The organism is Pseudomonas sp. BF-R-24, assembly GCF_019947335.1.
Lineage (GTDB): Bacteria > Pseudomonadota > Gammaproteobacteria > Pseudomonadales > Pseudomonadaceae > Aquipseudomonas > Aquipseudomonas jessenii.
This window is the reverse complement of sequence record NZ_JAGYGG010000061.1, coordinates 1-20,190: the sequence shown is the minus strand read 5'-3', so window position 1 is coordinate 20,190 and position 20,190 is coordinate 1. Positions and strand designations below refer to the sequence as shown.

Sequence of the window (20,190 nt, the reverse complement as noted above, 5' to 3'; positions counted from 1 at the left end):
AACTCGGGCTGGTCTCAATACTGGACACGATAACCCGGCTTAACCGCTTAACCTGAACCGCCGTATACGGAACCGTACGTACGGTGGTGTGAGAGGACGGCGGATGTAAATCCGCCTCCTACTCGATTGCTGTGGAGTGTATCAGCCCCGACGACGAGCCAGAGCGTCGATGCGCTCTTCCAGCGGCGGGTGGCTCATGAACATGCGAGCGAAGCCTTGCTTGATGCCACCGTTGATGCCGAAGGCGTTCAGGGTGTCGGGCATGTGCACCGGCAGCCCTTGTTCCGCCCGCAGGCGTTGCAGGGCGCCAATCATCGCGGCGGTGCCGGCCAGGTTTGCACCGGCTTCGTCGGCACGGAATTCACGCTTGCGCGAGAACCACATGACGATGGCGCTGGCCAGGATGCCCAGAACCAGTTCGGCGAAGATGGTCGCCACGTAGTAGGCAATACCCTGGCCTTCTTCGTTCTTGAAGATCACCTTGTCGACGAAATTGCCGATGATCCGTGCGAAGAACATCACGAAGGTGTTCACCACGCCCTGGATCAACGCCAGGGTGACCATGTCGCCATTGGCCACGTGACCGATTTCGTGGGCCAGGACGGCTTTGACTTCATCCGGCGAGAAGCGCTCGAGCAATCCCTGGCTGACCGCGACCAATGCGTCGTTCTTGTTCCAGCCGGTGGCGAAGGCGTTCGCCTCGTAGGCCGGGAAGATACCGACTTCGGGCATCTTGATCCCGGCTTCGCGAGACAGTTGCTCGACGGTTTGCAGCAGCCATTGCTCGTGACGGGTGCGTGGCTGGGTGATGATCTGGGTGCTGGTGCTCATCTTCGCCATCCACTTGGAGATGAACAGCGAGAACAGCGAACCTGCGAAACCAAAGACCGCACAGAAGATCAGCAGCTGATTGAGGTTAAGGTCAACCCCATTGGCCGCCATGAACCCGTTGAAGCCGAAAAGGCTCAGGGTGATGCTGGCAATCAGCACGACCGCCAGGTTAGTGGCCAAGAACAGCAGGATGCGCATCATGGTTGTAGAAATCTCCTCATGCTAAAGATGTGGCGTACTGCGGGGTATATAAGGTGCTGCACCGGGGTATTCAACCGGGTGACTATTTCAAACTGTGTCCTACGGCAACAGTCTAGCTGCTTGCAGGGCATTTCCGACAAGTATGCGGGAAGTGTTTGTCAGTCAATTCATGTCGAAGGCCCCGCCTTTGTTAGGCGCGAGCAGGCAAGGCGCGATCCGGCAGCGGTCAAGGCGACTGTCAGTGGCGCAATGCAAACAAATGTTGCCGGATGAATCACCGTGCGACGTTCGGGAACGTCGCACGGTGACAGATCACTTACTGGCGGTAGGACTTGAGGAAGCCGCCGATGCGTCCGATGGCCATCTCCAGGTCATCGACACGGGGCAGGGTCACGACGCGGAAGTGGTCTGGCCATGGCCAGTTGAAAGCGGTGCCTTGAACCACCAGCAGCTTCTCGGAGAGCAGCAGGTCGAGGACGAATTTTTCGTCGTTATGGATCGGGCAGACCTTGGGGTCGATCCGCGGGAATGCATACAGCGCCCCCATCGGTTTGACGCAGCTCACGCCCGGAATGTCGTTGAGCAACTCCCAGGTGCGGTTGCGTTGCTCCAGCAGGCGGCCCTGGGGCAGCACCAGGTCATTGATGCTCTGATAGCCACCCAGGGCGGTCTGGATCGCATGCTGGCTCGGCACATTGGCACACAGGCGCATGTTGGCCAGCATATCGATGCCTTCGATGTAGCTTTGGGCGTGGTGTTTCGGGCCGGAGATGGCGATCCAGCCGGAACGGAAACCGGCCACGCGATAGGACTTGGACAGGCCGTTGAAGGTCAGGCAGAGCAGGTCCGGCGCCAGGGAGGCGGTGCAGATGTGCACGGCGTCATCGTAGAGGATCTTGTCGTAGATCTCGTCGGAGAACACCACCAGATTGTGCTGGCGAGCCAGTTCCAGCATGCCCAGCAGGACTTCTTTGGAGTACACCGCGCCGGTCGGGTTGTTCGGGTTGATGATCACCAGGGCCTTGGTGTTCGGGGTGATCTTGGCCTTGATGTCGGCCAGGTCTGGCCACCAGTTGGCTTGCTCGTCGCACAGGTAATGCACCGGGTTACCGCCCGATAGGCTCACCGCTGCGGTCCACAACGGATAGTCCGGCGCTGGCACCAGCACTTCGTCGCCGTTGTTGAGCAGGGCCTGCATCGACATCACGATCAGTTCGGAAACGCCGTTGCCCAGGTAGATGTCTTCAATGCCGACGCCTTCCACCTGCTTTTGCTGGTAGTACTGCATGACGGCCTTGCGCGCACTGAACAGGCCCTTGGAATCGCTGTAGCCCTGGGCGGTCGGCAGGTTGCGGATTACGTCCTGGAGGATTTCATCCGGTGCTTCGAAACCAAAGGGCGCCGGGTTGCCGATGTTCAGCTTGAGGATGCGATGGCCTTCCTCTTCCAGGCGCTTGGCGTGCTTGAGCACCGGGCCGCGAATGTCGTAGCAGACGTTGGCGAGCTTGTTCGATTTGCTGACCTGCATGGCGATGTGTTCCCGAAAATGAACGATCCAGACGGCGTTTGGGTAGCCGTGCTGGGAATCCTGCGTATTCACACAGGCCTGACGCCTTGAGATGCAGCACCCATATTTCCGTTTGAATGCGCGTGGTCTGGCTGCCAGACTGGCGTTTGACGAGGCGCAATCATACGTGCCGCCCGATCCGTGGAAAAGGTACAGATCGGGCTTTTTCAGCCGCTGAGGTGTGATGATGGAAAAGTTGGAAAAAACCCTGGAAGAATGGAAGGCGATGCTCGACCCGGAGCAGTACAACGTGTGCCGCCTCAAAGGCACCGAACGACCGTTTTCCGGCAAGTACAACGCCACCAAGACCGACGGTATCTACCACTGCATCTGCTGTAACGAGCCGCTGTTCGACTCCAAAACCAAGTTCGACTCGGGTTGCGGCTGGCCGAGCTTCTACGCGCCGATCGGCGACAGCGCCATGACCGAAATCCGTGATGTCAGCCACGGCATGATCCGCACCGAAGTGGTCTGCGCCAAATGCGACGCGCACCTGGGCCATGTTTTTCCCGACGGCCCGCCGCCAACGGGCCTGCGCTATTGCATCAATTCGGTGTGCCTGGACCTCGTGCCGCGCGTGTAATGCGAGCCCTGTAGGAGCGAGCCTGCTCGCGATGGTCGTCAACGATAACGCGGGAAGCCTGGTGCCCCGAGTTGTTCTCTGGTCCATCGCGAGCAAGCGCGCTCCTACAGTGGATTGGCGTTCGATAATTTAAATTGCACACAATTAAATTGCTCGCTATTTTGTTATCTCTTCCATTCAATCGGAACCTCAAACATGAGCGACAACCTGCTGAGCATTCCTTGCACCACGATCAAGGGTGAGCAAAAGACCCTGGCGGATTTCGCCGGCAAAGCCGTGTTGGTGGTCAACACGGCCAGCAAGTGCGGTTTCACTCCGCAGTACAAAGGTCTGGAAGAGCTGTGGCAGACCTACAAGGACCAGGGCCTGGTGGTGCTCGGCTTTCCCTGCAACCAGTTCGGCAAGCAAGAGCCGGGCAATGAAGGGGCGATCTCCGAGTTCTGCGAGCTGAACTTCGGTGTCAGCTTCCCGCTGTTCAAAAAGATCGACGTCAATGGTGCCGATGCCCATCCGCTGTTCGTGCAATTGAAAAAGCGCGCACCGGGGGTGCTGGGTTCCCAGGGCATCAAGTGGAACTTCACCAAGTTCCTGATCGGCAAGGACGGGCAACTGGTCAAGCGCTTCGCTCCGGCGACCAAGCCGCAGGACCTGACCCGCGAGATCGAAGCCCTGCTCAAATGAACACCTTGTCAGTCGATTCCCTGAAGCTCGACAGCCAGTTGTGCTTCAAGCTGTACGCGGCTTCCCGGGCGGTGATTCGCGGCTACAAGCCAATGCTCGATCAGTTGGGCCTGACTTACCCTCAGTACCTGGCGATGCTGGTTTTATGGGAGTGGCAGGAAGCGACCCCGGAGCAACCTACCGTCAAGGCATTGGGCGAGCGTTTGGCCCTGGATTCCGGCACGCTGACACCTTTGCTCAAGCGCCTGGAACAACTGCAACTGGTGCAGCGTCAGCGTTCGGCGCGCGATGAACGTGAAGTGCACCTGAGCCTGTCGCCAGCCGGCACGGCCTTGCGCGAACAGGTCGGGCCACTCAAGGCGCGCCTGTTGTGCGACAGCGGGGTCGATCTGAATCGTCTCAACGAATTGCGCGATGGCCTCGATCACCTGTTGGGGCAGATCAAGGCGCTGTCATAGCGGGGATCCACAGGTCCAGCAGGGCGGCCAGTTCTTCGCGCCGGAAGGGTTTGGCCAGGTAGTCGCTCATGCCCGCGGCACGACAGCGTTCACGCTCCTCCGACATGGCGTTGGCCGTCAGGGCAACGATGGGCAGTTGGGGCCAGCGTCCGCTGCGGCGGATTTGCCGGCTGGCTTCATAGCCGTCCATTACCGGCATGTTGCAGTCCATCAGCACCAGGTCGAAATCCCGTTGCTCGAGTTGATCCAGTGCCTCGCCACCATGAGCGGCGGTGGTGACCTCGCAGCCGAGTTTGCCGAGCATGCCCTTGGCCACCAACTGGTTGACCGGGTTGTCTTCCACTAACAGCACGCGCCCGCGGCGTTGCGGGCATTGTGTGTCGAGTCGAGCCTCGTTGACCGGTTGGGTTTGCGGTTGCAGGATCCTGCGCAACGTTTGAAGTAGCATACTGCGGGCCAAAGGGCGGGCCTGCTGTTGCAAGGGGGCGAGTGCGTTGACCTCTTCGCTGGGCATGAAGTTGCCATACGCGGTGATCAGCAGGATTGGCGCGCTGAGGGTGGGGCGCAAACTGAACAGGCATTCGGGGCAGTCGGTGATGAGCACGTCGGCTGCCAGGCCAAGCAATGGGTCATCCATGGAACGCCGTTCATAGTCCAGCCCCCAGACAGGCAACAGGCTGTTCAACAGTTCCCCCAGTCCGCTGCTGGCGGCTGTGATGGCAATGACTTTGCCCCTGAGTGAAACAGCTGGCATTGCACGGGTATGGCTGGGCAATGGCAACTCCGCGCAGAACTGGCTGCCAAAACCCGCCTCGGAGCTGATGGTCAGACGCCCCTGCATGGCTTCGCAAAGGTTATAGGTCAGGGCCAGGCCCAGCCCGGTGCCGCCAAATTGACGGGTAATGCCGGCACCGGCCTGGGTGAAAGGCTGGAGGATCTTGACCTGCGCCTCCTGAGGGATGCCGATGCCGGTGTCGCAGACTTCGATTCTGACGCCGTCGCCAAACGTCGACAGGCGTACGTCGACCCGCCCGAAACGGGTGAACTTGAGGGCGTTGGACAGCAGGTTACTGACGATCTGCCGCACCCGGGTCGGATCGCCGAGCACCAGTGCCGGGAAATACGGATCGATCAGGCAGGTCAGTTCGACGCTGGGGGCGGCGTTCTGCGACAACAGGTTGGCGGTGTCTTCGATCAGCGAACCCAGGTCGAAGGGGATGTGTTCGAGTTCGAGTTGGCCGGCATCGAACTTCGACAAATCGAGAATATCGTTGAGCAATTCCACCAGCACTTTGCCCGAGTCATGGGCGATCGACAGTTGCTGCTGTTGTTCGGCATTGAGCGGTCCGTCGAGGGATAGCGCGATCATCCCGAGCAAGCCATTGAGGGGCGTGCGGATTTCATGGCTCATGTTGGCCAGGAACACCGAGCGGGCTTCGGCCATATCGAGGGCGGTACTGCGGGCGACTTCCAGTTCCTCGTTGGATTGGCTCAGCCGGTCGTTGATCGCCTTGAGTTCGGCAGTGCGGGCCGAGACGATGTTTTCCAGTTGGCCAAGATATTCGGTCAGGCGGTTTTCCGCATTGCGCCGCTGTTGGATTTCGGTGGCGATGTTCCTGAATTGCTGGTTGGCAACCTTGACCAACACGCCGATCTCATCGTTGACGTGCCCGGCGGGACACTCCAGCGAGGTCGGCTCGGTGCTGCTCGGGTCGCGACCGCTGAGTTCACGGATGACCCGCACCAGGGGTTTGGTCAGCATCACATAGAACAGAGCCAGCAGGATGCCGGACAGCAGCAGGCTGCGGGCGAAACCATTGAGCAGGGTCACTTCGGCCCGGCGCAGGAACCGGTTGCCGAAGGCGTAAGTATCGACTTTCAGGCGCAGCGTACCCAGGGATTCGTTGGGTAAATTATCCAGGTAAAGCCGGTCTTCGAACTGTCGGTTGGCGCCGAACAGGAAGTCACTGAGCATCCTGTAACCGTTTTCCACACCGGGTCGCTTGACATTGGCCAGCACGGTGCCGTTGTTGTCGATCAGTTTTGCGCTAATGATCGCTGGCGAGCGCAGCAGGCCCAGGGTCAGTTCCTTGGCGAGTTCGGCGTCGATGTTGTAGGCGATTCGCGAGGCCGGGTTGTGGCTGATTTCCAGCAATGAAAGGATTTCACGATTGATGGAGGCGTCTTCACTGGCATAATCGATGCCTATTTGCAGCAGGCTGAGCAGCGTGCCCAGAATGAAACCGACCAGCACGGTAAGCCGGGCTTGCTTGAATGACAGCCGGTTGGTGAATTTGATGTCCATGGGGGGGTGAACCACTTCCGTTTCCTTTCGCTGCTCAAGCATAGTCGATCATGCCTGCCTGCTGATGTTCTCGCGAGTGCTGTACCGCGGGGGTAGCCGCTTGTGTGACGCTGTGTTTCGTCGCTGTATCACCATCATTACTGTGAACGTGCCCGAGGAGAAGTCGTGGATTCCCGATTGAATGCTTTTCTTGAACGCGCCGATGCCGTTCTGGCCCGTATCGAGCCGTTGCTGCCGGCGCCACGGCCAGCCATCGACTGGACGCAATGTCTGGCCGCGCGCTGGCAGCGTGAGTCGCGCGGCGGTTATCTGATGCCGCTGGAGGTCAGCCTCGACATGCGTTTGTCGGACCTGATCGGCGTCGACCGGCAAGTCGAGCAGCTTGGGCGCAATACCCGGCAATTCCTTGACGGCATGCCAGCCAACCATGCCTTGCTCTGGGGCTCGCGCGGCACTGGCAAGTCGTCGCTGGTGCGCGCCTTGTTGGCCGAACACGCTCACGCCGGTTTGCGCTTGATCGAGATTGAACGTGATCACCTGGCAGACCTGCCGCGGGTGGTCGAACAGATCGGCAAACTGCCCCAGCGTTTCGTGCTGTTTTGCGATGATCTCTCGTTCGAGTCGGGCGAGGGGGATTACCGAGTGCTCAAGAGCGTCCTTGATGGCTCCCTGGAACAGGCGCCGGACAACGTTTTGTTGTACGCCACGTCCAACCGTCGCCACCTGGTGCCGGAAAAGGAAAGTGACAACGAAAACTGGAAACGGGTCGACGGCGAACTGCATCCGAGCGAGGCGGTGGAAGACAAGATCGCACTGTCGGACCGCTTCGGCCTGTGGCTGTCGTTCTATCCGTTTACCCAGGAACACTTCCTCGACGTCGTCGAGCACTGGATCGGCCAGTTGGCCGGCAAGGCCGGACTGGCGTGGCGGCGCACCGAAGAGCTGGACATTCTGGCGGTACGTTGGGCCACCGGCCGAGGCAACCGCAATGGGCGTTGCGCCTATCAATTTGCCCGTTACTGGGTCGGGCTGAAACTGTTGGAGCACAAGGCATGATCGATTTACAAAAGAGCGGCCAGGGCCTCGAAGGCTACGGCATGCTACACGCGCAGCTGGAATCATTGCTGGCGGACGAGCGGGATTTCATCGCCAATGCCGCACAGTTCTCGGCGTTTCTGTTCAATCAACTCGATGATTTGAACTGGGCCGGTTTCTACCTCAACCGTAATGAAGAACTGGTGCTGGGCCCGTTTCAGGGGCAGATCGCTTGCGTGCGGATTCCGTTCGGTCGTGGCGTTTGCGGGGCGGCGGCAGCCACCCTGCAGACTCAACGAGTCGAAGATGTGCACGCGTTTCCCGGTCATATTGCCTGCGACAGCGCCTCGAACAGCGAACTGGTGGTGCCGTTGGTCAAGGACGGCCGATTGATCGGTGTGCTCGACCTCGACAGTCCGAAACTCGCGCGTTTCACCGCGCAGGACCAGGCTGGAATCGAACAGCTGGCGGCGATTTTCCTGCGCCTGACCGACTGCTGATCAAGACACCAGGCCGGCCTTGGTCAGCAGGCCCGACGCGTCCACCGCATCGATCTGCCCGGGGTCGAGGAAGCGCCTGGCGTACTGCAAATAGATCTGTGCCTTGATGAACAGCCCGAACAGCTCCGGGTCGATGTGGGCATCACGGCACATGAGCGCCATGATGCCCAGCGCCTCGCTCAAGGTCTTGGCTTTTTTGTAGGGGCGGTCGGCGGCCGTCAACGCTTCGAAAATATCGGCAATCGCCATCATCCGCGCCGGCAGGCTCATTTCTTTTCGCTTCAAGCGTTTCGGATACCCGGTGCCGTCCATTTTTTCGTGGTGCCCGCCGGCTATTTCCGCGACGCTGCGCAAGTGCTCGGGGAACGGCAGATGGTTGAGCATCAGAATCGTCTGAACGATGTGGTTATTGATGACATAACGCTCCTCGCTCGTCAGGGTGCCCCGGACAATGCTCAGGTTGTACAACTCGCCCCGGTTGTATTTGTGGGGCGGAACGTCGAGCTTGAAGCCCAGGGGATTGTCTTGTGGTATCACTTCGTTTTCGCTGCGTTCGAACAGGTGCTCGGGTTTGTCCGCCAGTAACGGTTCGCTGACGGGCAGGTTGGGGGCGGGCGTTCGGGCCTGACGCCGGTTTTCTTCCCAGGACACGCCCAGCCGGTCATCCAGGGTCCGGGTCCAGGTTCGTTCAGCCAGGCGGTGCAGGCGTTGCAGGTCAGCGTCGGCCATGGCTTCGCCGCCGAGGTTGCAGCGGGCAACGAAGGCGAAATCATCATCGAGCCCGGCCAGGCTGGCATTGCGCAGTTCCGCCAACGGTTGCTCGTCACCGCCCAGGGCAATGCCCCGCCAGTAGCTGATCCAGGCATCGCACTTGAGTACCTCGAAGCGGGTACGGATTTCGTGGATACGATCGGTCAGGGTTTCCAGCTTCGTGGCTTTGTCGACGACATATTCCGGGGTGGTGACCTTGCCGCAATCGTGCAGCCAGGCGGCGATGTGCAGTGCCTCCCATTCATCTTCGGTCGGCTGATAGGCGCTGAAGGCGGGCTCCTGGCTCGCTGCCGCCGCTTGGGCGAGCATCAGGGTCAGTTCCGGCACGCGCTGGCAATGGCCGCCGGTGTAGGGGCTTTTGGCGTCGATGGCGCCGGCCAGCAGTTGAATGAAGGCGTCCAGCAGCTGTTTTTGCCGGGCTTGCAGGCGCTGGCTTTCGATGCACACGGCAGCCGCGCCGGACACCGCCTGGAGAAACGCAATGCGGTCCGGCCGCAGCTTGTCCAGATCGCTCTGCTCGCCGCTGTCGGCCAAGAGCAACACCAGCAGACCCACGGTTTCGTTGTGGCGATTGTGCAGGCGGATCCCGATCAGATGGACCCGAGGACTTTCCAGTGCGAGCAGGATTTTCTGCAGATCACCCGCTTGCTCGAACCCCAGGTTGCTGACGACATTGTCGACGTTGGCCAACTGGTGCAGCCATGGGGGGCTTTGCGGGTTCTCGAGCGAGTGTCCGCGGATGTCGAAGTCTTGCAGGTTTTCGGCGGTGTTATTGATGACCAGCCCGTGGGGTTTCATGTGCTGGCCATCACCTTCGCGCAGATAGATCAGGCCGGCCTGGGCCTGGCCGATTTTCACGGTTTCAAACAACACCCGTTCCAGCAGCGGTGCGAAACGGGTTTCGGCGCTGAGGCTGTCAGTGATCTGGAAGAAGCTCGCCAGGGTGTCTTTCGTTCGTGCCATCGACACACTCAACTGGTCGACTTCGAGCACCGGCGAGCGGCGGGAAAGCGGAAAATTGAAATCGAAACTGCGAATCGCATCGGCCTCCTGCACCAGGGCGCGCAAGGGTTTGACCAGGATTCTTGATGTCAGCCAACCCAGCGGCACGCATAACAGCAAGGTTGCCAGGGTAATCAGCGCACCCTGCCAGCGCATCCGGTAAGCGTCGACGAGCAACTCGTCTTCCGGTACCAGCAGCGCCAATTGCAGGCCTTGGGGGCCGCCTTCCTGCATGCGGCTGCGGGCCACGATCCACTGCCGGCCGTCGGCGTTCAGGCGACTGCCCTGAGGGGGACTGTTGAGCAATGCGTCCAGACCGGGGCTCAGGTCCGCCGCCTTGACCAGGCGGGACGTCTGATCATCGATGATCAGCTTGCGACTGTCGGGGTAGGCAATGGCATTGCCTTCGGCGTCGAACAGCACGATTTCGGTACTGGGGGTCACGACGTGCTTGGCCAGGGTCGCGCTGAGTTCGGCCAGAGTCAGGTCGGCGGCCAGGATTGCCTTGTCGCCGCTGCGTCGTGCCAGTGTCGCGCCGATGTTGTGGGTGGAAAAGAAGATATAGGGTTCGGTCGTGATCTGGTCGTTGTCGCCGCGGGCGCTGGTGAACCAGGCGCGGTTGCGTGGGTCGTACGTGTCGTTCAGGTTGTCCTGACGGCTGACAAGTGCCAGGTTCCGGTCGAAAAACAACGATTGGGAGTGGGGCTGGCCGTTGCTGTCGTGCTCGATGCTCCAGACTTGGAAAACCGCCGTGTCCGGAGCCTTGACCAGGGCTTTGACCTCCGGGGTGCGCAGCGGGCGGACCATGAAAAAGTCACCATTGTCGTAACCCAGGTACAGTGAAGCCAGGTTGGGGTTGTCCTCGAGTGACTGGCTGAACGGTTCGAGCAGTGCCAGGCGCTGTTCCAGATCAGGGGACTGGCCCGCCGGATTGAGTGCCAGCAGGCTCAACAGATGACGAATGGGGTCATAGGTCGCGTGCAGGTCCAGGCGGACATCCTGCTCAATGCGGTTGAAGAGTTTTTCGCTGCTGGACAAGATGATCTGTGTGGTTTGCCGGTAGTTGAAAAGCCCCAGCACCGCCCCGGTCAGCAACAGCAAAAAGGTGAACATCACGCTGATATGGACATGCAGCGGAAACCGGCGTGGATCCGTGCGCAGTGGGTCAGGCATTGCGGGTTTCTCCATGATGGTCAACACACCGCTGAGGGACCAAGCATAGTTAAGGCTCTGGCAGTTTGCCTTCGTCGTAATGCTCGATCTGACGTAGCAACGCGTCCTCCAGTTCGAGCATGGTGCGCTCCATGGATTTGCAGCATCCGGCCACTTTTTCGCGATCGGAATCCTCATGGCAGGCCGCTTCGAGTGCCTCGCAGCGGTCGATTAGGCGGGAGGCTTGTACTATCCGGGCTGCGCCTTTGATTTTGTGGGCAATGTCCTGCAGCGCTTGCGTATCCCCAGAGCTGGATAGCGACAGCAGCGTTGGCAGATCCTGGCGGTTGCTGTTCACCAACTCGTTCAGCAATCGTCGGTTCAATATCGGGTTGCCCCCGGTCAGCAGTTTCAACCCGTGAAGGCTGAACGCCGGGGCTACATGGGTTGGTTCAATGCCTTGCACCCATTGACTCAAGGCTCCGAGGCTGAGGGGTTTGAACAGGCAGTCGTCCATTCCGGCCTGTTTGCAGCGTTGTATTTCTTCCGGTTGGGCGTTGGCGGTAAAGCCGAGAACGGTGCAGGGAGGACGATGGAGTTGTCGCTCATGCTGGCGAATGGCACGGGCAAGCTCATAACCGTTCATGACCGGCATGTTGCAATCGGCGATCACCAGATCAAAAGGCTGGTCCTTCCATGCCTCCAATCCCTCCTGTCCATCGGCCGCGACGGTAAATCGATGCCCAAGAAACTCCAGTTGCTGGCACGTGAGCAATCGATTGGCCGAGTGATCGTCGACTACCAGAACATTCAATGGGGTTGTGGCGACGACGACTTGGGTTTCGACCGCACGGGCCGACTGTTGCAGCGGCAACGTTTCCAGCTGCAGCAACACCTCCACTTGGGTACCGATGCCCGGCTCGCTGCGCAATTGCAGGCTGCCGCCCATCATCTCGCAGAGATTGCGGCTGATCACCAGCCCCAACCCTGCGCCTCCCCTGGCCGATTGCATGGCGTGGTCGGCCTGAGCGAAGGGTTCGAACAGGCGTTGTTGATCCTGTTCGCTGATCCCGATACCACTGTCGTGAACCTGCACCCGCATCTGCACATGCTCAGGTTGCGTTGCCGGGTGCAGGTCGACAATGACCCGGATCTGGCCTTGCTCGGTAAACTTGATGGCATTGCTGATCAGGTTGGACAGCACCTGTTTGAAGCGCAATGGGTCCAGCAACACATCGAAGGTCGGGTTCGCCGATGAAAACTCCAGCAGCAGCTCGAGTTCCTTCTGTCGGGCCAGACCTTCGAAAATCCGCACGACCGAGGTCACAAGTTCACCAAGGTCAACCCGCTCCGGAGTCAGGCTCAAGCGTCCTGATTCGATTCTGGCGATGTCGAGGATGTCGCCGATCAATTCCAGCAACCCTTTCGCCGAGTTGTACGCGACATCGATGGCCGGACGCTCCGGGTGCTGATGATCAAGACGCTTGAGTGTCAGTTCAAGCATGCCGATGATTGCATTCATCGGCGTGCGGATCTCATGGCTCATCGTGGCCAGAAACGTGCTTTTGGCCCGGTTGGCGTTATCGGCGCGTTCTTTCGCGCAACGCAGATCGTCGAGCAGTTGCCGCCGTTCGCTGATGTCGATCCAGCCACCGATAATGCCTTGCACTTTTGCGCTGGAATCCCGATAGGGAAGAATCCAGTGATAGATCGTCAGCCGCCGGCCACCAATGTGCAGCTCGCGATCGACGATCAACGGTCTGCCCTCGGCCACTACGCGCTGGTAGTCGGCCTGGTACTCCCGGGCTTCGAACACATTGCTCATCGATCCCTGCATGACGCTTTTGCCAATGACATCTTCACGCCGGGCGCAGAACGCTTGCAGGTAACTGTCGTTGCAACTTTGCAGCAGCCCCTGGCGATCACGTACGTAGATCGGATGGGGCGTGCCATTGACCAGCGATCGCATGAACTCGAACTGGTCGTTCAGCGCACGCTCGGCGGCCTTGCGCTGCTTGATCTGGCGTCGCATGTAGTCGTTCCACGCAATGGAAATCAGCAATAGCACGCCGGCACCGATGACGATTTGGTAGAACAGTCTTTGATAGTTGCGCCAGGTGCTTTGCGAGGACGCCGAATAGCCGCGCCAGCGACTGTTGATGATGCCCAGTTCTTCCGGCGAGATGCTCAGCAATGCCTTGTCGAGAATGGCGTTCAGCTCTTTGGCGCCCCGAGCGGTGGCAAGGGAAAACGCTGCCTGCTCGGTGCCGATGGTGGTGCTGATTTGCAATGTGTGCTCGAACAGCCGCGAGGAAATAAAGTAATTGGCAATGACCAGTGAGTTCACCGCGCCCTCTGCCTGGCCTTCGGCGAGCAACTCCACGGCGCTGAAGGTGTCCGGGGTTTCGATCAAATTGATTCGGGGAAACTCTCTGCGCAGGTAATCGATGATTGGATTGCCGCGGGCAATGGCCAGGCGCTTGTCCTGTAGCTGCGCGAGGTTGGTCGAGCTGTCGGCGGCCTTGCGGGTCAGCAGGACGTAGGAATTTTCCAGAAAGGGGCGGGTAAAGTTCAGCTGGGTTTGACGTTCGGCACTGGGGAGCAACGCGGCGATCACATCTACCTTGTTGTCCTTGATCTGTTTGATCATCTCGTCATCGCTTCGACTGCTCCGGATATCGAAGCGCAAGCCGGTACGCAGCCTGATAAGCTCAAGCAAATCTGCGGTGACCCCGCGAAAATTGCCATTGCTATCGAAAAATGTCAGTGGCGCAAAGGCTTCGTTGACGACAACGCGCACAATCGGGTGGTGGCTCAGCCAGCGTTCTTCACGGTCAGTGAGTTGCAGCTTTTGATCGGTCAGCAGAATGTCGCTACCGGCGCTCCAGCGTTTGGCGATGTTTTCTCGTTCACTGGAGGGGATGGCCGTGATCATCGCGTTGATGATGCCGAGCAGCTCAGGGTTGTTCCGGTTGACGGCGAAGCTGAAACCAAAGGCTTCATGTTTGCCGAAGTTGGCCATGCGGATGTTGTTCAGATACCCCTTGTTGATCATGTAGTGAGTTGAAATGGTGTCACCGAGAAACACGTCCGCCTGATCGAAAGCAACGGCATTGATCGCATTCTGGTAGGACGGATAAGACGTGATGATCGCCTTCGGATACAACGCCTTGACTTCGGCCAGCGGCAAGTAGTGATACACCATGCTCAGGCGCAATCCGGCCAGGCCATCGGTGAGGGATCGTGTTTCCCCTTCGCGGGTGACCAATACGGGTTGGTCGACGGCATAGGGTATGGACAGTGCAATGTCGGCGTTGCCAGCTTCGAATCCATTGGCGGTGCCGAGCAGATCGACTTCGCCATTTTCCAGCGCAGTGATCGCGGCCCCTCGGGAATCGAAACGCTGAACCGTGATGGGCAGACCGGTTACTTTTTCCAGGAGACCGGCGTAATCGGCGGTAAAACCTTCATAGTCCTGACCACTGGTGGTCAGGTCGAATGGGGGATAGTCCGGGGCCGACGTACCGAGCGTCAGTTGGTTTTTTTGTTTGATCCATTGTCGCTGGGATTCATCCAGCCGAACCTCCAGCGCTCCGACCTTCGAGCGGCTGAGCAGCGTGTAGTTTTCATTGCCCGGTGCCCCGAACAACGAGGTGCTCACGCATAGACCTGCGGTCAATTGAATCAGATAGACCTTCAAACGTCTGGGCATCCAGGTTCTCACACGAGTGCGTTACGTTTTGCCATCTCGATCAGTTCAACCAGGGATTTGGCTTTGAGTTTCTGCATGAGGCGCTTTTTGTAGGTGCTCACGGTCTTGTTGCTCAGAAACATGCCCTTGGCTATTTCCTTGTTTGTGCGGCCTTGGGCAAAAAGTTGCAAGACCATCAGTTCCCGGTCGTTTACGGATTTGAACAGTTCCAGTTCCATGCAGCGTGTTTCATCTCCGCGGATGGGGTTCAAAGCCTCGCTCGGAAAATAGTTGTAACCTGCAAATACCGCTTTTATGGCGCTGACCAGTTCACTGATGTCCTCTTGTTTGCAGACATAGCCCGATGCACCCGATTGCATGCAACGAATACCGAAAAGTGTCGGGCATTGCGCTGTCAGTACCAGGGTTTTAAGAGGGGTGCTCATTGCATTGAATCGGGATAGCACTTCCAGGCCATCCAGTTTTGGAATGCTGATGTCGAGAATGACCAGGTCGGGCATGCATTCGCGAACCATCTGCATGGCATCGACCCCATTGTCAGTTTCGCCGACGACTTTGTAACCTTCATGTTCCAGTAACATTCGAACGGCAAGGCGGATAACCGGGTGATCGTCGACAATAAAAACGGAGTTCATAATCAAGTCCCATGCGAGCTCAAATAAAGCGCGCACCATAGCTCAGATACTTGAAGGGACGCATGAACTGACCAGTCTGTAGCAGCAATATAGGAGAAATCCTACAGATGAAAAAGAATTGGACTACGTATTAACTAGGTTTCTTATTAGGAAGGCTGAAAGAAGTCCAGCATGCGGGTGTGCTTTAAATGGAAGTTGTTTGTAAGCTTTTCAATGTGTGTTTGTCGGTTTTTATATGTTTTTTTCTATAGTGGTGCTGAGGTCAACAAGTCTCTAAATTCAGATTGTTTCAGTGGTTTTATCAAGTAACCCAATAATGGCAGCCCCTGTTCAGAGGCCGTTTTTTCAAGCTCATCCAGTTCAGATGTCGTCAGGCTACTGAGAATGATCGCCTGCCTGATCAACCCTCGCTGGCTGGCGAACCGGACCAGATCGAGTCCCGTCAGGTCGGGCAGGCATTGATCGCATAAAAGGATGTCGAACGGTTGGTCGGCCCCGAGCAGTTGCTGCAGTGCGCCTTTGGCGCTGTCGGTGGTCGTCAGCCGGGTGAAGCCATAACTTTCCAGCAGGCATTGAGTGGCTATCAGTTGGAAGGGATGGTCTTCCACCACGAGGATGCGTAGATCGTCTTCGGCCATGGCGCGCACTTCATCTGTCGAACGGAAGGGAGGGCGATTGTTCCGCGAGAGTACCGGGCAAGCGATCAGTTTGCTCGCCATGTGCTGTAGGGCAATTCGACGAAACTTGAGTGCAGTTGGATGCTGAAGGGGGTATCAGCCATAACGAATGCCGTAATGGCTGATCAATCGATACACCTCAGTGCCTGGCGCGGCCGGTCATTTCCAAGGCCATGTCACTGGCATAGCTGTCGGTCATGCCGGCGATGAAATCAATCATGCGCAAAAACGAAGTGTGCAACGGGCCGTGAGGATCGGGTGCATTGTTGCCCAGCAGGTCAAGGATGCGGCGGCTCTTGAACGACGGTGTACGCCCATTGTGCTGTTCCAGCGCGGCACCGCAAAAGGCGTTGAGCAGGATTTCCAGCGTGGTGTAGGCGCCGATCTCATGCAGGGTCTTGCGCTTGTCCTGGAAGATTTTCTTGCGGGCCATGTCCTTGGCATTGAGCACGCAACGCTTGGCGGGACCGTGCATGTGTTCCACCAGATCGCCGGGCAGAGTACCGGCCAGCAGCGCATCCTGTTGCTCGACGAAGGCGCGGGCCGCAGCATTGGTCAAGTGCTCGATGGCTTTACCGCGCAGGATAGCCAGTTTGCGTCGGCGCGAATCGTCGGGACCGAGCTGGCGATAGGTCTCCGGCAAGTCATCGCCCACCAGGCCCAACAGCAGGGATTCGACTTCGGCGTATTCCAGCAACTCCATTTCCAGGCCGTCTTCCAGGTCGATCAGCGCATAGCAGATGTCGTCGGCGGCCTCCATCAGGTACACCAGCGGGTGCCGCGCCCAGCGTTGCTCCTCCAGTTGTGGCAGGCCGAGTTTATGGGCGATCTGCTCCAGCAGTGGCAGCTCGCTCTGATAACAGCCGAACTTGTGTTTCTTGTAGCCCAGCGAGTCGGCGTGCCTGGCCGTCCATGGATACTTCAGGTACGTGCCCAGCGTTGCATAGGTCAGGCGGGTACCGCCGTCGAACTGGTGATACTCAAGTTGGGTGAGCACCCGAAAGCCTTGGGCATTGCCTTCGAAATTCAGGAAGTCATTGCGCTCGGCTTCACTCATTGCATCCAGCCAGCCACGACCGGCGGCTTGCTGGAACCAATGGCGGATCGCGTCTTCACCGGAATGGCCGAACGGCGGGTTGCCGATGTCGTGTGCCAGGCAGGCCGATTGCACCACCATCCCCAGATCGCTGGGTTCGCACCATTCGGGCAGGGTCCTGCGGATGGTTTCGCCGACGCGCATGCCCAGTGAGCGACCCACACAACTGACTTCCAGCGAGTGGGTCAGGCGCGTATGAATGTGATCGTTGCTGGACACCGGATGGACCTGGGTCTTGCGCCCGAGACGGCGGAAAGCTCCCGAGAAAATGATGCGGTCGTGGTCTTTGTGAAAAGGGCTGCGGCCGAGTTCTTCCGGGCTGTGCAAAGGTTTTCCGAGGCGTTCGCGGGTAAGCAGGGTATGCCAATCCAAGGCGGGTCACTCCGTCAGGTGTCTGATGGCCTAGCTTCCCGTTTCGCGCCATGACCTGCAAGCGGAACTACAACCCGGCGGCGTTGATATCGAGGCCTCCTTGCAAGATCATTTTCTGGAGGGTGCCTGTTGACCGGGTAGGCGCACAGGATTGCACCCCTCGATAGAGGAGCGCATCCCGTCGACTTTGCAAGCATGCAGCCAGAAAGAAACTGATCAGTCTTTGCGCGAAGAGCCCTGCATGATCAGTTTGATCAGCGGCCCCAGTGTGGTGCCGAGGCGGATCAGCCGGGTCAGACTGCTGAGGCCACCCCCGTTTTTCGCACCCTTGCCGGTCAGAAAGCCCAGCAAGGTGACGGCGGCCACGCCCCAGAGTGGCGCGTGCTTGATGCCGAAGCCGTCCTGCAGGTTTTGCGTCATCCCGCGCACCCGTTGCAAGGGCTGCAGCAGTTGCGAGGATTCGTGGCGGATTTCCTGGCGGTGCATTTCCATACGCAGGCGGATCAGGGCCTTGCGCATTTCCGTGCGTGAGCTGTTTTGTGGCAATTCAGGCAGGTTCATGGCAGCAGGCGCTCCCGATCGTTGGCCAGCTCTTCCAGGGTGCCATGGAAGGGCGAGGACTCATCGAAAATCGCCGCTCTCAAGCGCATTCCACAGAATATGGCGGCGAGGGAGTAGAACACACAGAGCCCGATGATGGCGGTCAGGCGATACGTGTCCCAGAACACGATAAGCACCAGCGTCGACAGCCCCACCAACAGCAGCAACGCAAACACCAGCGCCAGGCCCGCAAACAGCAAGAGGCTGACGGTGCGGGCTTTTTGTTCCTGCAGTTCGATGCCGAACAGCTTGACATGGCTGTGCAGCAACCCAAGGAAGGCAGCACCCAGGCGCCGCGATGAGGAGCTTGTTCCCGTCACGGACGGGCCGGATTCGCCGATCGACATATCAGCGCCGGCTGGCCAGCAGGCCGATCAGGAAACCCACGCCGGCCGCGATCCCGACAGATTGCCAAGGGTTGGCCTGGACATAGTCTTCCGTGGCGGTGACAGCAGCCTTGCCGCGTTCGCGCAGGGAGTCTTCGGTCAGCTTCAGGGTTTCACGGGCACGCAAGAGACTTTCGTGGATCTGCTCGCGCAACTCGTCGGCCTGATCGCCGGCCAGGGTCGCGGTGTGCTCCAGCAAGCGTTCGGTGTCACTGACCAGTGTCTGAAAGTCGTTCATCAGGATTTCTTGAGCAGTCTTTGCCTGGTGGCGGGCCATGGTGGATCTCCTTAAGTGGCTTTCTGATGCGTTCGAGTATGAGCCTTCGGCGAAGGTTCAGTACAAATGGCTGGTACAACTTTTGCTGAGTCGTGGTGCGCCGGTCCGCACCATTGCGCTATTGCCGGGCATGATTTCAGTAAAACCGTAGGACCAACAATCAAAAACTCGCGTAAACGTCCGGGGGCGCGTTTTTCCTGGACGGCGTCCGTGCGCCAAAGTGGTTCAACGAGATCAGTGCGCTGATGTCTTGAAGCTGCAACTTGGTGCATGGCCAGTCATCGCGAACTGCTTTGGTGCTTTTTTCTGCCATAAGGTCTGCCCATCCCATGGAAAACCTGCAAAGCGCTGTGGACACCCTGGTCCATAGCTCCAACACGCTGTTCATTCTGATCGGTGCGGTCATGGTTCTGGCCATGCACGCCGGTTTCGCCTTTCTCGAAGTCGGAACCGTGCGACAGAAAAACCAGGTCAATGCGTTGTCGAAAATCCTCAGCGATTTCGCCGTTTCGACACTGGCCTACTTCTTTATAGGCTATTGGATTTCCTATGGCGTGACGTTCATGCAACCAGCGGCGGTGCTCAATGCCGACCATGGTTATGGCCTGGTGAAGTTTTTCTTCCTGCTGACCTTTGCCGCGGCGATCCCGGCGATCATTTCCGGAGGCATCGCCGAGCGCGCCCGGTTTGTTCCCCAGTTGTGTGCAACCGCGTTGATCGTCGCGTTCATCTATCCGTTCTTCGAAGGCATTGTCTGGAACGGCAACCTGGGTCTGCAAGCCTGGTTGCTGGAGCGCTTTGGCGCCGGTTTCCATGACTTCGCAGGATCGGTGGTGGTGCATGCCATGGGCGGTTGGCTGGCACTGGCGGCGGTGTTGTTGCTCGGACCGCGTAATGGCCGCTATCGCGACGGTCGGCTGGTCGCGTTCGCGCCATCGAGCATCCCGTTTCTGGCACTGGGCTCGTGGATCCTGATTGTTGGCTGGTTCGGCTTCAACGTCATGAGCGCGCAAACCCTGCAAGGTGTCAGCGGACTGGTGGCGGTGAATTCGTTGATGGCCATGGTTGGCGGTACGGTGGCGGCGCTGATTGTCGGGCGCAATGACCCCGGCTTTCTGCACAACGGCCCGTTGGCGGGGCTCGTGGCAATCTGTGCCGGTTCCGACCTGATGCATCCTGTGGGGGCGCTGGTCACCGGTGCCGTCGCGGGGGCGCTGTTTGTCTGGTGCTTTACCGCGGCCCAAGGCAAATGGCACATCGACGATGTGTTGGGTGTGTGGCCATTGCATGGTTTGTGCGGCGTGTGGGGCGGCATCGCCTGCGGCATTTTCGGCCAGACCGCTTTGGGC

The 20,190-nt window shown here is 58.9% G+C and carries 17 protein-coding genes; 6 read left to right on the top strand and 11 right to left on the bottom strand.

Annotation, left to right across the window (positions count from 1 at the left end):
• Window positions 1-141: 141 nt before the first annotated feature.
• Together htpX and KGA98_RS27285 are read right to left on the bottom strand one after the other, a co-directional pair.
• Complete coding sequence (gene htpX / locus KGA98_RS27290) at window positions 142-1,032, bottom strand: protease HtpX (protein WP_007973520.1); 891 nt, start codon at window positions 1,030-1,032, stop codon at window positions 142-144.
• A 316-nt stretch (window positions 1,033-1,348) separates the two neighbouring features.
• Window positions 1,349-2,560: a pyridoxal phosphate-dependent aminotransferase gene (locus KGA98_RS27285; protein ID WP_007973513.1), complete on the bottom strand. Its 1,212-nt coding sequence runs from the start codon at window positions 2,558-2,560 to the stop codon at window positions 1,349-1,351.
• A 226-nt stretch (window positions 2,561-2,786) separates the two neighbouring features.
• Between KGA98_RS27285 and msrB the strand changes: the two genes are divergently transcribed.
• From msrB to KGA98_RS27270, 3 genes are all read left to right on the top strand, one after another.
• A complete protein-coding gene (gene msrB, locus KGA98_RS27280; RefSeq protein ID WP_057716578.1) occupies window positions 2,787-3,182 on the top strand; it encodes a peptide-methionine (R)-S-oxide reductase MsrB in 396 nt (131 codons plus the stop codon).
• Window positions 3,183-3,377: 195 nt separating this feature from the next.
• Window positions 3,378-3,863, top strand: a complete 486-nt coding sequence (locus KGA98_RS27275) for a glutathione peroxidase (RefSeq protein WP_056727098.1) — start codon at window positions 3,378-3,380, stop codon at window positions 3,861-3,863.
• The gene (locus KGA98_RS27270) at window positions 3,860-4,321 is read left to right on the top strand and encodes a MarR family winged helix-turn-helix transcriptional regulator (protein ID WP_057713825.1); all 462 of its coding nucleotides are present in this window, start codon (window positions 3,860-3,862) and stop codon (window positions 4,319-4,321) included. Before KGA98_RS27275 ends, KGA98_RS27270 begins: the two co-directional genes overlap by 4 nt.
• On the opposite strand, the gene KGA98_RS27265 is transcribed toward KGA98_RS27270, so the two are convergent.
• A complete protein-coding gene (locus KGA98_RS27265; RefSeq protein ID WP_223504754.1) occupies window positions 4,305-6,668 on the bottom strand; it encodes a response regulator in 2,364 nt (787 codons plus the stop codon). The genes KGA98_RS27270 and KGA98_RS27265 overlap by 17 nt on opposite strands.
• 123 nt (window positions 6,669-6,791) lie before the next feature.
• On the opposite strand from KGA98_RS27265, the gene KGA98_RS27260 reads away from it, so the two are divergent.
• Together KGA98_RS27260 and KGA98_RS27255 are read left to right on the top strand one after the other, a co-directional pair.
• The gene (locus KGA98_RS27260; protein WP_223504752.1) at window positions 6,792-7,682 is read left to right on the top strand and encodes an ATP-binding protein; all 891 of its coding nucleotides are present in this window, start codon (window positions 6,792-6,794) and stop codon (window positions 7,680-7,682) included.
• Entirely contained in the window at window positions 7,679-8,161 is a 483-nt protein-coding gene (locus KGA98_RS27255) for a GAF domain-containing protein (protein WP_057713828.1), read from the top strand. The genes KGA98_RS27260 and KGA98_RS27255 overlap by 4 nt, the downstream gene beginning before the upstream one ends.
• On the opposite strand, the gene KGA98_RS27250 is transcribed toward KGA98_RS27255, so the two are convergent.
• The 8 genes from KGA98_RS27250 to KGA98_RS27215 form a co-directional block, all read right to left on the bottom strand.
• A complete protein-coding gene (locus KGA98_RS27250) occupies window positions 8,162-11,107 on the bottom strand; it encodes an HD domain-containing phosphohydrolase (RefSeq protein WP_223504750.1) in 2,946 nt (981 codons plus the stop codon).
• Between the two features lie 49 nt (window positions 11,108-11,156).
• Window positions 11,157-14,798 carry a transporter substrate-binding domain-containing protein gene (locus KGA98_RS27245; RefSeq protein ID WP_223504748.1) on the bottom strand — a complete coding sequence of 1,214 codons (3,642 nt, stop codon included), beginning with the start codon at window positions 14,796-14,798 and terminating at the stop codon, window positions 11,157-11,159.
• 8 nt (window positions 14,799-14,806) lie between these two features.
• On the bottom strand, window positions 14,807-15,433 hold the full coding sequence (locus KGA98_RS27240; protein WP_057713831.1) for a response regulator transcription factor: 627 nt from the start codon (window positions 15,431-15,433) through the stop codon (window positions 14,807-14,809).
• Between the two features lie 245 nt (window positions 15,434-15,678).
• A complete protein-coding gene (locus tag KGA98_RS27235) occupies window positions 15,679-16,071 on the bottom strand; it encodes a response regulator (RefSeq protein WP_150812301.1) in 393 nt (130 codons plus the stop codon).
• A 178-nt stretch (window positions 16,072-16,249) separates the two neighbouring features.
• The gene (locus tag KGA98_RS27230) at window positions 16,250-17,578 is read right to left on the bottom strand and encodes a deoxyguanosinetriphosphate triphosphohydrolase (protein WP_223504746.1); all 1,329 of its coding nucleotides are present in this window, start codon (window positions 17,576-17,578) and stop codon (window positions 16,250-16,252) included.
• Window positions 17,579-17,794: 216 nt separating this feature from the next.
• A complete protein-coding gene (locus KGA98_RS27225) occupies window positions 17,795-18,139 on the bottom strand; it encodes a hypothetical protein (protein ID WP_057713834.1) in 345 nt (114 codons plus the stop codon).
• Entirely contained in the window at window positions 18,136-18,525 is a 390-nt protein-coding gene (locus tag KGA98_RS27220) for a phage holin family protein (RefSeq protein ID WP_223504744.1), read from the bottom strand. The genes KGA98_RS27225 and KGA98_RS27220 overlap by 4 nt, the downstream gene beginning before the upstream one ends.
• Window position 18,526: 1 nt before the next feature.
• Window positions 18,527-18,841 (bottom strand): YqjD family protein, encoded by a 315-nt coding sequence (locus tag KGA98_RS27215; RefSeq protein WP_223504743.1) that lies wholly within the window; start codon window positions 18,839-18,841, stop codon window positions 18,527-18,529.
• Between the two features lie 329 nt (window positions 18,842-19,170).
• Here KGA98_RS27215 and KGA98_RS27210 point away from each other — a divergent pair.
• The coding region (locus KGA98_RS27210; protein ID WP_102685601.1) for an ammonium transporter at window positions 19,171-20,190 on the top strand (1,020 nt) is incomplete at its 3' end.

Excerpts from the sequence above, each read along its gene's own strand:
- htpX (WP_007973520.1), bottom strand. The coding sequence starts at position 1,032 with ATGATGCGCATCCTGCTGTTCTTGGCCACTAACCTGGCGGTCGTGCTG.
- KGA98_RS27285 (WP_007973513.1), bottom strand. The coding sequence starts at position 2,560 with ATGCAGGTCAGCAAATCGAACAAGCTCGCCAACGTCTGCTACGACATT.
- msrB (WP_057716578.1), top strand. The coding sequence starts at position 2,787 with ATGGAAAAGTTGGAAAAAACCCTGGAAGAATGGAAGGCGATGCTCGAC.
- KGA98_RS27275 (WP_056727098.1), top strand. The coding sequence starts at position 3,378 with ATGAGCGACAACCTGCTGAGCATTCCTTGCACCACGATCAAGGGTGAG.
- KGA98_RS27270 (WP_057713825.1), top strand. The coding sequence starts at position 3,860 with ATGAACACCTTGTCAGTCGATTCCCTGAAGCTCGACAGCCAGTTGTGC.
- KGA98_RS27265 (WP_223504754.1), bottom strand. The coding sequence starts at position 6,668 with ATGCTTGAGCAGCGAAAGGAAACGGAAGTGGTTCACCCCCCCATGGAC.
- KGA98_RS27255 (WP_057713828.1), top strand. The coding sequence starts at position 7,679 with ATGATCGATTTACAAAAGAGCGGCCAGGGCCTCGAAGGCTACGGCATG.
- KGA98_RS27250 (WP_223504750.1), bottom strand. The coding sequence starts at position 11,107 with ATGCCTGACCCACTGCGCACGGATCCACGCCGGTTTCCGCTGCATGTC.
- KGA98_RS27245 (WP_223504748.1), bottom strand. The coding sequence starts at position 14,798 with ATGCCCAGACGTTTGAAGGTCTATCTGATTCAATTGACCGCAGGTCTA.
- KGA98_RS27240 (WP_057713831.1), bottom strand. The coding sequence starts at position 15,433 with ATGAACTCCGTTTTTATTGTCGACGATCACCCGGTTATCCGCCTTGCC.
- KGA98_RS27235 (WP_150812301.1), bottom strand. The coding sequence starts at position 16,071 with ATGGCCGAAGACGATCTACGCATCCTCGTGGTGGAAGACCATCCCTTC.
- KGA98_RS27225 (WP_057713834.1), bottom strand. The coding sequence starts at position 18,139 with ATGAACCTGCCTGAATTGCCACAAAACAGCTCACGCACGGAAATGCGC.
- KGA98_RS27220 (WP_223504744.1), bottom strand. The coding sequence starts at position 18,525 with ATGTCGATCGGCGAATCCGGCCCGTCCGTGACGGGAACAAGCTCCTCA.
- KGA98_RS27215 (WP_223504743.1), bottom strand. The coding sequence starts at position 18,841 with ATGGCCCGCCACCAGGCAAAGACTGCTCAAGAAATCCTGATGAACGAC.